Below are 13,198 nucleotides of genomic sequence, written 5' to 3'. Positions count from 1 at the left end.
AGAGACCTTGATGCGATACCAGATTCCGCAGCGTCTGAGGGGCAGGCGCGCGGGGGCAACTCTCGATTTACAGACGTATCAACCGGTTGATTTCGAACCGGCAATAAAGAAAGAAGCGGCGCTATGGCGGAACGTTCTCAGAACCTGCAGGACCTTTTTCTCAATACGGTTCGCAAGCAGAAGATCTCTCTCACCATCTTCCTCATCAACGGCGTCAAGCTGACGGGCGTCGTTACCTCGTTCGATAATTTCTGCGTGCTGCTGCGGCGCGACGGGCATTCCCAGCTCGTTTACAAGCACGCCATCTCGACCATCATGCCGGGCCAGCCCATGCAGATGTTCGAGAGCGAAGAATCCGCCTCCTGAACACCGGACTGAAGCCATCACAAAACACAACGATACCCCAGACAGCATCATCCCCGAGACCGAAAAGCACCGTGACGACATGCGGGCGCTGGTCATCGTCCCGGTCGTCAAAAAAACCGGGCGGCAGCACGCCGAGCAACCGCATTCGATCCGCTCGGACGAGGCGCGTCTCGAGGAAACGATCGGTCTGGCGCGTGCCATCGATTTGTCCGTCGTCCAGGGGCTGGTCGTACCTATCGCCCAGCCGAAGCCGGGAACGCTGCTCGGCAGCGGCAAGATCGAAGAGATCGGCCATCTGCTGGACACCCAGGATGCCGGCCTCGTCATCGTGGATCACCCGCTGACACCGGTGCAGCAGCGCAATCTCGAGAAGGAATGGAACGCCAAGGTCATCGACCGCACGGGCCTCATTCTCGAGATCTTCGGCCGTCGCGCTTCCACCAAGGAAGGCACGTTGCAGGTAGATCTGGCGCATCTTAACTACCAGAAGGGCCGTCTGGTCCGCAGCTGGACCCACCTTGAACGTCAGCGCGGCGGCGCGGGCTTCATGGGTGGTCCGGGTGAAACCCAGATCGAGGCCGACCGCCGCCAGCTTCAGGACAAAATCATCAAGCTGGAAAAGGAGCTGGAGCAGGTGCGTCGGACGCGCCAGCTGCACCGCTCCAAGCGCCGCAAGGTGCCGCATCCCATCGTCGCTCTCGTCGGCTATACCAATGCCGGCAAATCGACGCTGTTCAACCGGATCACCGGCGCGGGCGTGCTGGCTGAGGATATGCTGTTTGCGACCCTCGATCCGACGCTGCGCCGGATGAAGCTGCCGCAAGGCCGCACCGTCATCCTCTCCGACACCGTCGGCTTCATCTCGGACCTGCCGACGCATCTCGTGGCGGCATTCCGGGCGACGCTCGAAGAGGTGCTGGAGGCCGACCTGATCCTGCACATCCGCGACGTGTCGGACCCGGATCATGCGGCGCAGTCCGAAGACGTCGAGCGCATTCTCGAAGATCTCGGCATCGACGAGAAGGCGCGCAGCGAGCGCCTGCTGGAGGTCTGGAACAAGATCGACCGGCTTGAGGAAGAGCCGCATGCGGCGATGCTCGAAAAGGCGGTACACACGCCCAATACGATCACCGTTTCGGCCGTGACAGGCGAGGGGGTCGATGCCCTCATGCAGGAAATCAACCGTCGTCTCTCCGGCGTGATGATGGAGACGACAGTCACGCTGCCCGTCGATCGCCTGCAGCTTCTGCCCTGGCTTTACGAGCATGCGATCGTCGATCATCGCGAAGATCTTGAGGATGGCTCCATCCGGCTCGATCTGCGCCTGACGGAAACGGAGGCGGGGGAACTCGACCGTCGTCTCGGCCAGGGACAGAAACCAGCCGCGGAAGACTGGGAATAGCAAAAGAGGCGCCACGCCACGTGGCGCCTTACCTGTTCTAGCCCTTAATATCAGGGCATTGCGACCTGACAGTTTCCCGACAGGATTTCGGCTCTACCACACCCTCAGCATAGCCTGACGGGTTCCCGCCGGCGTTCTGACGGGAGTGACCCCTTGAAAATTCCCACGTTTTCTCGACCTGAGATCGGCAGTATCCCGCTGACCCTCATCGTGTCCGCCTATCTGCTCGTCGTCACCAACACCACCTTCTGGAGTCGCAGCGCCGCAGCGTTCTCCTCCAACAAAACGAGTCTTCTAGCCTTCTCGGTCGCGATATCGCTGCTGACGATCTGCGCCCTCGTGACCCTCTCGGTCCGCTACGTCATCAAGCCTGTCCTGATCCTCTGCGTTCTCGTCGCCGGTGTCGCGTCCTACTTCACCGACACCTACGGCGTCGTCGTGGACAAGGAGATGGTGGAGAGTGCCTTCGTCACGACGGGGGCGGAGGCCGGGCACATCCTGACGCCGCACTTCGTGCTTCACGTCCTCGTTTTCGCCATTCTCCCGGCCGTCATGATCGGCGTCGTGCGCATCCGCCACCGTCCGTTCCTGCAAAAAGCCCTGCGAAACCTCGCTCTGATCCTTCCGGCCTTCGCCGTGGCGCTGGTTCTCATCGGTTATAACTATGCGGCTATTGCTTTTGTCGCCCGCGAGCGGAAGGAGGTGCTGAACGTCTTCAACCCTGCGGCACCACTGTCGTCGGCCGTCCGGTTCGCGCTCTCCGCCTATAAGGAGGTCGATGCCGTGGTCGCCCCCTTCGGCACGGACGCCCGGGCGGGAGATCGGCTCGCTGCCGAGAAGAAGCCGGTCGTCGTCGTGGTCGTTGCGGGGGAAACCGCACGCGCCGCCAGCTTCTCTCTGGATGGCTATGCCCGCGAAACCAATCCCGAACTTAAAGCGCTCGGCGTGGTCAACTTCACCAACACGACCAGCTGCGGCACGGCAACCGCCGTATCCTTGCCCTGCATGTTTTCCGGCTACCGGCGGACGGAATACAGCGAGAGCAAGGCGCACACCCGCCAGAACCTCGTCGATGTCCTCACCCATGCCGACGTCAACGTCTCCTGGTGGGACAACAATACCGGCAGTAAGGGCATCGCCAAGCTGATCGACTATGCCGCGATCAACGGTCGCCAGAACAGCCCGCTCTGTCACGAAGGCGAATGCCTCGACGGCATCTTCCTCGATGGCCTCGACAGCAAGCTCGCCACGATCAAACACGATTCGGTGATCGTGCTGCACCAGCTGGGCAGCCATGGTCCCGGCTATTTCGGCCGCTATCCCGAAGAATACCGGCGATTCAAGCCCGACTGCCGCACGGACGAGCTGATGAATTGCTCGCATGACGAGATCGTCAATGCCTACGACAACACGATCCTCTACACCGACCACATCCTCGCCAGTGTCGCCAAACTGCTGGCAAAGCACGAAAACACGATGTCCGGCGCCATGATCTATATGTCTGACCACGGCGAATCGCTCGGAGAAAACGGCATCTATCTCCATGGCGCGCCCTATGCGATCGCGCCGAAGGAGCAGACCCATGTTCCCTTCATCTCGTGGTTCTCGCCGTCCTACGCACGGACCATGGGGCTTGATACGAAGTGCCTTCTCGCCTATTCGGATGCGGCCATGTCGCACGATAACCTGTTTCACACGGTGCTCGGCATGATGAACATCCAGACGGATGTCTATAATCGCGAACTGGACGCTTTCGCGCCCTGCGTGGCAAGAAGCTGAGATGAACAGGAATACGCTGCGCATGCAGGAGCGAGAGCCGACCCAGAAGCTGCCGCGAAAGCTTACAGGCTTCCAGCACTTTTTCGCTGCCGCGACCTACTCTCTGGGGGGCGCCCGGCGTCTTCTCGGCGAAGCCGCCTTCCGGCAGGAGCTCATCGGCTTTGCCCTGGCGATGCTGGCCTTCGCCATCAGCGGCGCAACGCTGTTCCAGTACGTCGCGATGATGTTGCTCTTCCTGCTGATGATCGCGTTCGAGGCGTTGAACACGGCGATCGAGGAAATCGTCGATCGGGTATCGCCCGAAATTTCGGAAATGGGCCGCAATGCCAAGGATCTGGGCTCGCTCGCGTGCCTCTGCCTGATCCTTGCCAATGCCGGCTATGCGTTCTATGTCGTCTTCCTCTCGCATGTCGTGACCGACATGCCGTTGACCGGGCTGTAATGCCGCAAAGGTGACCACCGCGCGCTTCCTGCGAAACTGTGCATGAAAGCAAGCGCTTCTAAAAGTTGACCTTCAGGTTCAGCTTATTTATACCGCCTCTGCCGGGCGCGTCGCCCGGGCACTCTCAGGAGGTCGTTATGAAAATTTCCGTTCGCGCCGCAGGCTTCGTTGCCGCGGCTGCTCTTCTGGCTGGGATGAACCCCGCGCTCGCCCAGTCCGAATCCGCCGGCATCGTCGTCTACAATGCCCAGCACGAGAGCCTCGGCGTTGCCTGGGCCGAAGCCTTCACCAAGGAAACCGGCATCAAGGTGACGCTGCGCAAGGGCAGCGACATGGAGTTCGCCAATCAGATCGTTCAGGAGGGTGCCGCATCCCCCGCCGACGTTTTCCTCACCGAGAATTCGCCTGCCATGTCGCTGGTCGATCAGGCCGGCCTGTTCGAACCGGTCGCAAAAGACACGCTTGCGCAGGTTCCCGAGACCTTCCAGCCGTCGAACGGCCATTGGGTCGGCGTTGCCGCCCGTTCCACCGTCTTTGCCTATGACAAGACCAAGCTGACCGAGGACAAGCTGCCGAAGTCGCTGCTCGACCTCGCCGATCCCGCATGGAAGGGCCGTTGGGCCGCATCGCCGGCCGGCGCCGACTTCCAGGCGATCGTCAGCGCGCTTCTGGCGCTGAAGGGCGAAGCTGCCACCAAGGAATGGCTCGCCGCGATGAAGACGAACTTCACCGCCTACAAGGGCAATTCGACGGCGATGAAGGCCGTGAATGCCGGTGAAGTCGAAGGCGCGGTGATCTACCACTACTACTACTTCGGCGATCAGGCGAAGACCGGTGAGAACAGCAAGAACGTCGCGCTGCACTTCTTCAAGAATCAGGATCCGGGCGCCTTCGTTAGCATCTCCGGCGGCGGCATTCTCGCCTCCAGCCAGCACAAGACCGAAGCACAGGCGTTCCTGAAGTGGTTGACGGGCAAGGGCGGACAGGCTGTCCTGCGTGACGGCACCTCGTTCGAATATGCCGTTTCCAAGGATGCGGAATCCAACGCGGCGCTTCCCGCACTCTCCACGCTAGACTATCCAAAGGTCGATCCGCAGTCGCTGAACAGCAAGTCGGTCACCGATCTGATGACGGCAGCCGGCATTCTCTAATCGCTAGCTTGGCGTCATCCCGACGCAACATCACGTCTGCGTGACGATTCTGGATTGATTTCATCCACAATCGCCGCAATAGGTCATCGCGACCCGTGCGCGCTTCCTTTTAGGAGGCGCGCATCTTTCCGTTCCGTCTAGAGGCGCCACCCGTGCCGCATGCCGATGCCAAGTCCTTCGCTGTCTCCCCCGGCGCGACACCGGGCCGTCTGACGCTCGGGCAGCGACGGCGCGCGCGGCTTGCCTATCCCCTGGTCACGCTGCCGGCCCTGCTCGTGGCTCTGGTCAGTCTCATTCCGCTCGGCTTCGTCGCGATCGTGACGGTGCAGACGGGGTGGGATCAGGTGGTCGCGCTCGTCTTTCGCGGCCGTGTCGGCGATCTCCTCATCAACACCGCGCTTCTCGAAGCGGCGACGGTGCCGCTGACCATCGTGCTGGCCGTCGCGCTGGCCTGGCTGACGGAGCGCACGGACCTGCCGTTCGCAAGGCTCTGGGCCTGGTTCGCCGTCGTGCCGCTCGCGGTTCCCGCCTTCGTGCATTCCTACGCCTGGATCAGCCTCGTTCCCGGCCTGAAAGGCCTCAGCGGCGGCGTCCTCGTCTCGGTGCTCGCCTACTTTCCATTCCTCTATCTGCCGGTGGCTGCACAACTACGGAGGCTGGATCCGGCCATCGAGGATGCCGCGGCGTCGCTCGGTCTCAGCCCGTGGCGGGTCTTCTTCCGGGCCGTCCTGCCGCAATTGCGGGTCGCGATCTGCGGCGGCAGCCTGCTCGTCGGCCTGCATCTCCTGGCCGAATACGGCCTTTTCGTCATGATCCGGTTCGACACGTTTTCGACGGCGATCGTCGATCAGTTCCAGTCGGCCTTCAACGGCCCCGCCGCCAACATGCTCTCCGGCGTCCTCGTCCTCTGCTGCCTGGCGCTTCTGGGTACGGAATCGCTGGCGCGGGGCGGCGAGCGCTACGCCCGCGTCGGTTCGGGCGCGCCGCGCATGGTGACGCGCCACGCGCTCGGTGTATGGCTGTGGCCGGCGCTGGGTCTGAATCTCGTCACGGCCGCGCTCGCCATCGGCGTGCCGTTCACGACGCTGACGCGGTGGCTGGCCATCGGCGGGCTGGAGATCTGGCCGTTGCAGACGGTGGGCAATGCCGTGTTGCAGACCGTTCTCCTCGCCGTCATGGGCGGCATGCTGACCACGGTTGCCGCCGCGCCCATGGCCTGGCTTTCGGTGCGCGCACCCGGCCGCCTGCAACGGGTGCTGGAAGCCTGCCACTATTATGTCGGCTCCCTGCCGGGCGTCGTCGTGGCGCTGGCGCTGGTCACCATCACCGTTCGGCTGGTTCTCCCGCTCTACCAGACATTCGCAACGCTTCTCTTGGCCTACAGCCTTCTGTTCCTGCCACGCGCGCTGGTGGCGCTACGGGCCAGCATCGCGCAGGCGCCGGTCGAGCTCGAGCGTGCCGCGATGGCGCTTGGGCGGGCACCCTTGCAGGCCGTCCGCGTCACGACGATGCGCCTTGCCGCGCCCGGTGCCGCTGCCAGCACCGCCCTCGTTGCACTCGGCATCACCAACGAACTCACCGCCACCCTCATGCTCTCGCCGACCGGCGTGGAGACGCTTGCCACCAAGTTCTGGTCGCTGACGAGCGAGATCGATTATGTCGCTGCCGCGCCTTATGCGCTGATGATGGTTCTTCTGTCCCTGCCACTGACGCTGGTTCTCCACCGTCAATCCAGTCGCGTAAGCGGGAGCGCCGCATGAGCCTTCTGTCCATCCAATCCGTCAGCAAGACCTACGGCCGCGATGCCCGCGCCCTGATCGACGTCTCCCTTATCGTTCCCGCCGGCGCGCGAACCGCGATCGTCGGTCCCTCCGGCTCCGGCAAGACCACGCTCCTGAAGTTGATCGCCGGCTTCGAGCGACCCGATGCCGGCCGCATCACGCTGGAAGGCGCTTTGTTGGCCGGCGAGGGCGTTCATGTGCCCGCCCATAAGCGTGGCATCGGCATCGTCTCGCAGGACGGCGCACTGTTTCCGCATCTGACTGTCGGGGAGAACATCGGTTTCGGCCTGCCGAAACGGCAGGAAGGCCGCGACAAGCGTATTGCTGCGCTGATGGCGACGGCGGAACTCGACGCGGACATGCTCTCGCGGCGTCCGCACCAGCTCTCCGGCGGCCAGCAGCAACGCGTGGCGCTCGCCCGCGCCCTGGCGCTCGAACCCCGGCTGATGCTGCTCGACGAGCCGTTCTCCGCCCTCGATACCGGCCTGCGCGACACCATGCGCCGCACCGTCTCGCGCATCCTCGCGGCTTCAGGAACGACGTCCATTCTCGTGACGCATGATCAGGGCGAGGCATTGTCCTTCGCCGATCATGTCGCAGTGTTCCGGGAGGGACGACTGGTTCAAGCCGGTAGCCCGCAATCGCTCTACCGCTGCCCCGCCGATCGGCAGACGGCGCTCTTTCTTGGTGATGCGGTGCTGCTGGACGCGACGGTGATCGCAGGACAGGCGGAAACCGTTCTCGGTCCTATTCCTGTCGGACCGACCGACAAAGCCTCTTCCGACACAGCATCGCGGTCGCTCGTGATGCTCCGGCCGGAGCAGTTGCGCATTCGCTGGCTCGGTCTTGGCGAGGCTGATCTGATGAAGGGTGTGCAGGCACGCGTGCTCGACAGCGAGTTCGGCGGCGGCCTTTGCCGGTTGACGGTGGAGGTGGGCGAGGGCCCGGCCCGCACCGTTCTCGATCTGCGCGTCTCGGGCTTCGATGTCGCCGCACCGGGTGAGACGGTGGCCATCGAGGTGGTGGGGCAGGCACACGTCCTGCCCGCCTGACGCTATCAAAAAGTCTTGATCAGGCGAAGCTCTTGCGACGACGTGCCACGGCGGCGGTTTCCTGCACGGCGGGGACCGTCTGCAGCACGCGGCGCGCCGGCAGGATGGCGATGACCTCCGTCCCTTCGCGCAGCTTCGAGCGCAGAATGAACTCGCCATCGTGTTTTGCAAGGATCGCCTGAACGATCGGCAAGCCGAGGCCGGTTCCCTGTTCCGCGCTCTTGATGGCGATCGACCCTTGGCCGAAGGCCGAGAGCACGACGGGGATTTCCTCTTCCGGGATGCCCGGACCGTCATCCTTGATGGACAGATACTGTCCGCCGCCCGCCGTCCACCCGACCTTGACCGAGATCTGTCCGCCTTGCGGGGTGAACTTCACGGCGTTCGACAACAGGTTCAGCGTTACCTGCCGCATGGCCTTCTCGTCCACCCAGACGGCCGGCATGCCCTGCTCGAACTGTTCGGTGATCGTGATGCTCTTCGTACGGGCGCGCAGTTGCACCATGCCTATGCAGTCCTCGGTAATCTCCGCCAGCAGGATCGCTTCCTCGTTGAGGTCGTAGCGGCCCGCCTCGATGCGGGAGAGGTCGAGAATTTCGTTGATCAGGTCGAGCAGGTGCTTGCCGGAGCGGTGGATATCGCCGGTATACTCCTTGTAGGTCGGGTTGTTCAGCGGGCCCATGACCTCGGTAAACATGACCTCGGAGAAGCCGAGAATGGCGTTCAGCGGCGTGCGCAACTCATGCGACATGGAGGCGAGAAAGCGGGATTTGGCAAGGTTCGCCTCTTCCGCCCGCCGGCGTGCCTCGTCCGACATGGATTTCGCGACTTCCAGTTCCGCGATCAGATCGTCCTTCTCGGCTTGAACGGAGAGGATCTGGATATTGGCGCGTCGCATCCGCGTCGTCATGTAGACGAGAAAGGCAAGCGACGTCGAAAGCACGATGGCGAGCGCGACGAGATCCCCACGCCCGGCCATGATGGCGGTGCCGGTGAGAAGGGCGACGCAGGGGGCGAACGTGACGATCAGCGCATAGCGGAGCAGAATGGTGGCGATGGCCGTGGCGGCAAGAGCCACGAGAAGGGCGACGCCCTTGTACAGCCCGAAATCGCGCGGCACGCAGGACTGGCAATCCTGCAGCAGGAACAGCGCCCACACGACGCCCATCAAACCCTGCACGGCGAGGAACCGTCGACGCCAGTAGACGACGGCCTCCGGCGTCAGATCCTTTCGTCGGGCCCGCTGTGCTGCAAGGAGGCCGAGGGCGTGGATGACGAGGGCCACGATCAGCCAACCGACGATCTGCACGTTTTCCGTCAGATAGAGCCCGCCGGCAGCGATCATCATTAGGAGAATCGGCATCGCTGCTGCGCCCTGCAGGACGGAAGCGACGTAGAGAGCCAGCATTTCCTTGTCGAAGCCGGCACCGTTCGACGGGCCGGATTGCAGGCGTTCGCGATTCGCACGCACGGTTTTCGACACAGCCTTGTTGCGATGGCTGCGCGATTTGTCGACAATGATCTTGTCGGTCGATGTGCTGACGCCCTGATTCATCTTGTCCGGAAAGTCTGACGGATACCCAACAGATTCTAGGTATGAATTGTTAAGAACTTGCTTCCTGCACCTGCTCAGCCTGCCCTCCGACAGCCGAATTCTACGGTGTTTTCCATGGTAGGCCGGCGACGGTCGCTTGTCCGGGACGGTCTGTTGACGATCCTCTTCCTCGGGCTCGTCTGGCTTGCCGCCAATCGCCTTGCCGGTGGTGGCGAGACGATGACCGGCCACCCGCGCGTGGTGGATGGCGACACGCTCGCCATCGGGCAAGATCGTATCCGCCTTATCGGCATCGATGCGCCCGAGAGCGCACAGACCTGCGAGCGCGACGGCAGGGACTGGGATTGCGGGCAGGAGGCCCGACGGCATCTGACGCGGCTGATCGGCAAGGCCGCCGTCGCGTGCGAGGGCCACGCAGACGACCGCTACGGCCGGCGGCTTGCGATCTGTGCGGCTGGAGGAGAGGACCTCAACGCCCGCATGGTCGAGGACGGCTTTGCCGTCGCCTTCGGCGACTATGAGGCGGAGGAAGCCGATGCGCGTGCACGCCGGGCAGGGCTCTGGGCGGGCACGTTCGATCAACCGCGAGACTGGCGCGCCCGCCATGGCGGAATGGCTGAGGCGCCCCATATCGATATGGATTGGATCAAGGCGCTGCTACGCCGTATCGAGACCGCATGGACACTCCGCTGACACCGACCAGAGACGACATCGATCAACTCTCCGCAACGATCTCTACCTGCCGCATCTGTCGCGATGCGCCGGTTTTCGGCGCGCCCTTGCCGCATGAGCCCCGGCCCATCTTCGTGCTCTCGGCGAAGGCGCGCATCCTTATCGCGAGCCAGGCCCCCGGCATGCGCGCGCATGTCAGCGGCGTCCCCTTCGACGATCCCTCCGGCAACCGGCTGCGCGACTGGCTCGGTGTGGACCGGCCGACCTTCTACGATCCCGACAATTTCGCCATCGTTCCCATGGGGTTCTGCTTCCCCGGCTACGACAAACATGGCGGCGACATCCCGCCACGGCGCGAATGCGCGCCGGTCTGGCGGGAGACGGCGCTCGCCGCCGTGCCGAACGCCTCACTCATCCTCGTCATCGGCGCCTATGCGCAGGCCTATCATCTCGGCACGAAGCGGCAGGCCTCGATGACGGCGACGGTGGCGGACTGGCGGCGGACGTTCGAGCGGGCGGAAGGACCGAAACTGCTGCCTCTGCCGCACCCCAGCTGGCGCAACACGCCATGGCTGAAACGGAACCCCTGGTTCGAAGCCGAACTGCTGCCAGTGCTCCGCGCTGAAATTGCATTGCGGATATCGTGAGAATTCACTCTGGCATTGGCCCCTTTTGACGCTATAGAAGAAATAATATTCGAAGGGGGCTATTGAAATGGATCGTCTCGATCGCAAGATCCTGCGACTTCTGCAGGAAGATTCGACACTCGCCGTTGCCGACCTGGCCAAGAAGGTTGGGCTGTCGACCACGCCGTGCTGGCGCCGTATCCAGAAGATGGAAGAAGAGGGCGTCATCCGTGGCCGCGTCGCCCTGCTCGATCCCGCGAAGATCAACACCAAGGTCACGGTCTTCGTGTCGATCCGCACCAATGCCCACTCGATCGAGTGGCTGCGGCGGTTCTCGGAGGTCGTCGGAGAATTTCCCGAAGTGGTCGAGCTCTACCGCATGAGCGGCGATGTCGATTACCTGCTGCGCGTCGTCGTGCCGGATATCGCGGCCTATGACGCCTTCTACAAGCGCCTGATCGCCAAGATCGAGATCCGCGACGTGTCTTCGGCTTTCGCCATGGAGCAGATCAAGTACACGACGCAGATGCCGCTCGACTACATGATCCTGGAGCAGGCAAAGTCCCAGGAGGACTGAGGTCCTCTGGAAAATGGAACGGGAAGCAGGCGCGGGGGCGCGCCTACTTCTTTTCCAGCCGCGCCAGCAGCGACGAGGTATCCCAGCGCTTGCCGCCCATCGCCTGTACGTCGCCGTAGAACTGATCGACCAGCGCGGTGACCGGAAGCTTCGCGCCGTTGCGGCGGGCTTCGGTCAGCACGATGTCGAGATCCTTGCGCATCCAGTCGACGGCAAAGCCGAAGTCGTACGTGTCGGCGATCATCGTCTTGTGGCGGTTTTCCATCTGCCAGGAACCGGCCGCACCCTTGGAGATCACGTCCACGACGGCCTCCATATCGAGACCGGCGCTCTTGCCGAAATGCATCGCTTCCGCCAGTCCCTGAACGAGGCCCGCAATGCAGATCTGGTTGACCATCTTGGTGAGCTGACCGCTGCCGGCCGGCCCCATCAGTCCGACCATGCGTGCATAGGCGTCGATGACAGGTCGTGCTTGTTCGAAGACGTCGGGATCGCCACCGCACATGACGGTGAGAACGCCGTTCTCCGCACCCGCCTGGCCGCCTGAGACCGGGGCATCGATGAAATGCGCGCCACGCGCCCGGGCGGCCGCATCCAGTTCGCGGGCGACTTCGGCGGAGGCGGTGGTGTTGTCGATGAAGATCGCGCCCGTGCGAAGCGTCTCGAAGGTGCCGTCCTTGCCCGTGGTGACCGACCGCAGGTCATCATCGTTGCCGACGCAGCAGAACACGAAATCCGCATCGCGCGCAGCTTCGGCCGGGGTCGCCGCCGACGTGCCGCCGTTTTCCGACACCCATGTCTCGGCCTTCGCCGATGTGCGGTTGTAGACGGTCAGGTCATGGCCGCCCTTGACGGCGAGATGGCGGGCCATGGGATACCCCATGACACCGAGACCGATGAAGGCGACTTTGGCCACGGGATGCTCCTTAAGGCTATCGATGGAATCAGACGTCGGCTCAGGACGGATTGCGCAGTCGCGCCACGACCAGATGACCGGCAATCGGCGCGCCATCTTCCATGCGCACGGTGATATCCGTGAGATCGACCAGCTCGAATCCGGTGGCCTCCAGCCGCTCAAGCACGTAGTCGCGCGCATGGGCGAAACGCTGATGCGGACCGACCATGAAGCGGCGACCGGCAAAGACATCGTCCGGGAGTGTTTCGCTGGAGAAGATGAACAGCCCGCCCGGCTCCATGGTCTCGGCTGCTGCGAAGAACAGCGCTTCGAGACCGCCGAGATAGGGCAGGACATCCGTCGCGGTTACGAGATCGAACGGTCCGTCTTCGTTATCCTCGAGAAAATCCACCGCTTCGCCGACATAGAGCGCGTCGTAGAGATCCTTCTCATGGGCAATCTCGACCATGTTTTCCGAGAGATCGACGCCGGTCAGATTTTCGGCCATGTCGCGCAGCGCGCCGCCGGTGAGGCCCGTGCCGCAGCCGAGGTCGAGCAGGCTCTTGAAGGGACCGAGCCCAAGCGCCTGCAGCCGCTGGCGCACCATCATTGGCACGGAATAGCCGAGCTGTTCGACGAGCACGTCTTCGAACACGTCGGCATGCTGGTCGAACAGGGTCGTGACATAGGCGTCCGACGCCTTGTCGGGCGTCTCGCCGCGGCCCATGGAGGCGATGCGCACGGCAGCGCCGCCATGATCTTCCGGATCAAGCACCAGGACTTGCCTGTAAGCGGCAACCGCCGCCTCCACATCGCCGGATTTTTCAAGCGCGAGAGCGCGGTTATAGGCCTCGGCCAAAGCTTCTTCGTCGATCTTCTTTTGCATGGCGGCTTTGTAGG

13 protein-coding genes are annotated in these 13,198 nt (G+C 63.2%); 10 read left to right on the top strand and 3 right to left on the bottom strand.

The window, feature by feature from the left end:
• Positions 1–123: 123 nt before the first annotated feature.
• From hfq to C8J33_RS05155, 7 genes are all read left to right on the top strand, one after another.
• The gene (gene hfq / locus C8J33_RS05185; RefSeq protein WP_018325164.1) at positions 124–366 is read left to right on the top strand and encodes an RNA chaperone Hfq; all 243 of its coding nucleotides are present in this window, start codon (positions 124–126) and stop codon (positions 364–366) included.
• Between the two features lie 79 nt (positions 367–445).
• Positions 446–1,768 (top strand): GTPase HflX, encoded by a 1,323-nt coding sequence (gene hflX, locus C8J33_RS05180; RefSeq protein ID WP_132663364.1) that lies wholly within the window; start codon positions 446–448, stop codon positions 1,766–1,768.
• A 153-nt stretch (positions 1,769–1,921) separates the two neighbouring features.
• A complete protein-coding gene (locus C8J33_RS05175; RefSeq protein ID WP_132663363.1) occupies positions 1,922–3,547 on the top strand; it encodes a phosphoethanolamine transferase in 1,626 nt (541 codons plus the stop codon).
• Between the two features lies 1 nt (position 3,548).
• On the top strand, positions 3,549–3,989 hold the full coding sequence (locus C8J33_RS05170) for a diacylglycerol kinase (RefSeq protein WP_422037524.1): 441 nt from the start codon (positions 3,549–3,551) through the stop codon (positions 3,987–3,989).
• Between the two features lie 194 nt (positions 3,990–4,183).
• On the top strand, positions 4,184–5,140 hold the full coding sequence (locus C8J33_RS05165; protein ID WP_422038056.1) for an iron ABC transporter substrate-binding protein: 957 nt from the start codon (positions 4,184–4,186) through the stop codon (positions 5,138–5,140).
• 209 nt (positions 5,141–5,349) lie between these two features.
• On the top strand, positions 5,350–6,900 hold the full coding sequence (locus C8J33_RS05160) for an ABC transporter permease (RefSeq protein ID WP_245507135.1): 1,551 nt from the start codon (positions 5,350–5,352) through the stop codon (positions 6,898–6,900).
• The gene (locus C8J33_RS05155) at positions 6,897–7,973 is read left to right on the top strand and encodes an ABC transporter ATP-binding protein (RefSeq protein WP_132663361.1); all 1,077 of its coding nucleotides are present in this window, start codon (positions 6,897–6,899) and stop codon (positions 7,971–7,973) included. The genes C8J33_RS05160 and C8J33_RS05155 overlap by 4 nt, the downstream gene beginning before the upstream one ends.
• A 19-nt stretch (positions 7,974–7,992) precedes the next feature.
• Here C8J33_RS05155 and C8J33_RS05150 read toward each other — a convergent pair whose 3' ends face one another.
• Positions 7,993–9,528, bottom strand: coding sequence for a sensor histidine kinase (locus C8J33_RS05150; RefSeq protein ID WP_132449255.1), 1,536 nt, complete (start codon positions 9,526–9,528; stop codon positions 7,993–7,995).
• Between the two features lie 153 nt (positions 9,529–9,681).
• On the opposite strand from C8J33_RS05150, the gene C8J33_RS05145 reads away from it, so the two are divergent.
• From C8J33_RS05145 to C8J33_RS05135, 3 genes are all read left to right on the top strand, one after another.
• A complete protein-coding gene (locus tag C8J33_RS05145; protein ID WP_245507065.1) occupies positions 9,682–10,221 on the top strand; it encodes a thermonuclease family protein in 540 nt (179 codons plus the stop codon).
• The gene (locus tag C8J33_RS05140; RefSeq protein WP_132663359.1) at positions 10,206–10,847 is read left to right on the top strand and encodes a uracil-DNA glycosylase family protein; all 642 of its coding nucleotides are present in this window, start codon (positions 10,206–10,208) and stop codon (positions 10,845–10,847) included. Before C8J33_RS05145 ends, C8J33_RS05140 begins: the two co-directional genes overlap by 16 nt.
• Before the next feature lie 67 nt (positions 10,848–10,914).
• The gene (locus tag C8J33_RS05135; protein ID WP_062596499.1) at positions 10,915–11,403 is read left to right on the top strand and encodes an Lrp/AsnC family transcriptional regulator; all 489 of its coding nucleotides are present in this window, start codon (positions 10,915–10,917) and stop codon (positions 11,401–11,403) included.
• Between the two features lie 43 nt (positions 11,404–11,446).
• On the opposite strand, the gene C8J33_RS05130 is transcribed toward C8J33_RS05135, so the two are convergent.
• Positions 11,447–12,319: an NAD(P)-dependent oxidoreductase gene (locus C8J33_RS05130; protein WP_132663358.1), complete on the bottom strand. Its 873-nt coding sequence runs from the start codon at positions 12,317–12,319 to the stop codon at positions 11,447–11,449.
• 40 nt (positions 12,320–12,359) lie between these two features.
• Complete coding sequence (locus C8J33_RS05125; RefSeq protein WP_132663357.1) at positions 12,360–13,184, bottom strand: methyltransferase domain-containing protein; 825 nt, start codon at positions 13,182–13,184, stop codon at positions 12,360–12,362.
• Positions 13,185–13,198: the final 14 nt, after the last annotated feature.

The organism is Rhizobium sp. PP-CC-3G-465, from assembly GCF_004343445.1.
Lineage (GTDB): Bacteria > Pseudomonadota > Alphaproteobacteria > Rhizobiales > Rhizobiaceae > Ferranicluibacter > Ferranicluibacter rubi.
Note: the sequence above shows the minus strand (reverse complement) of the source record. Positions and strands in the feature narration are given on the sequence as shown.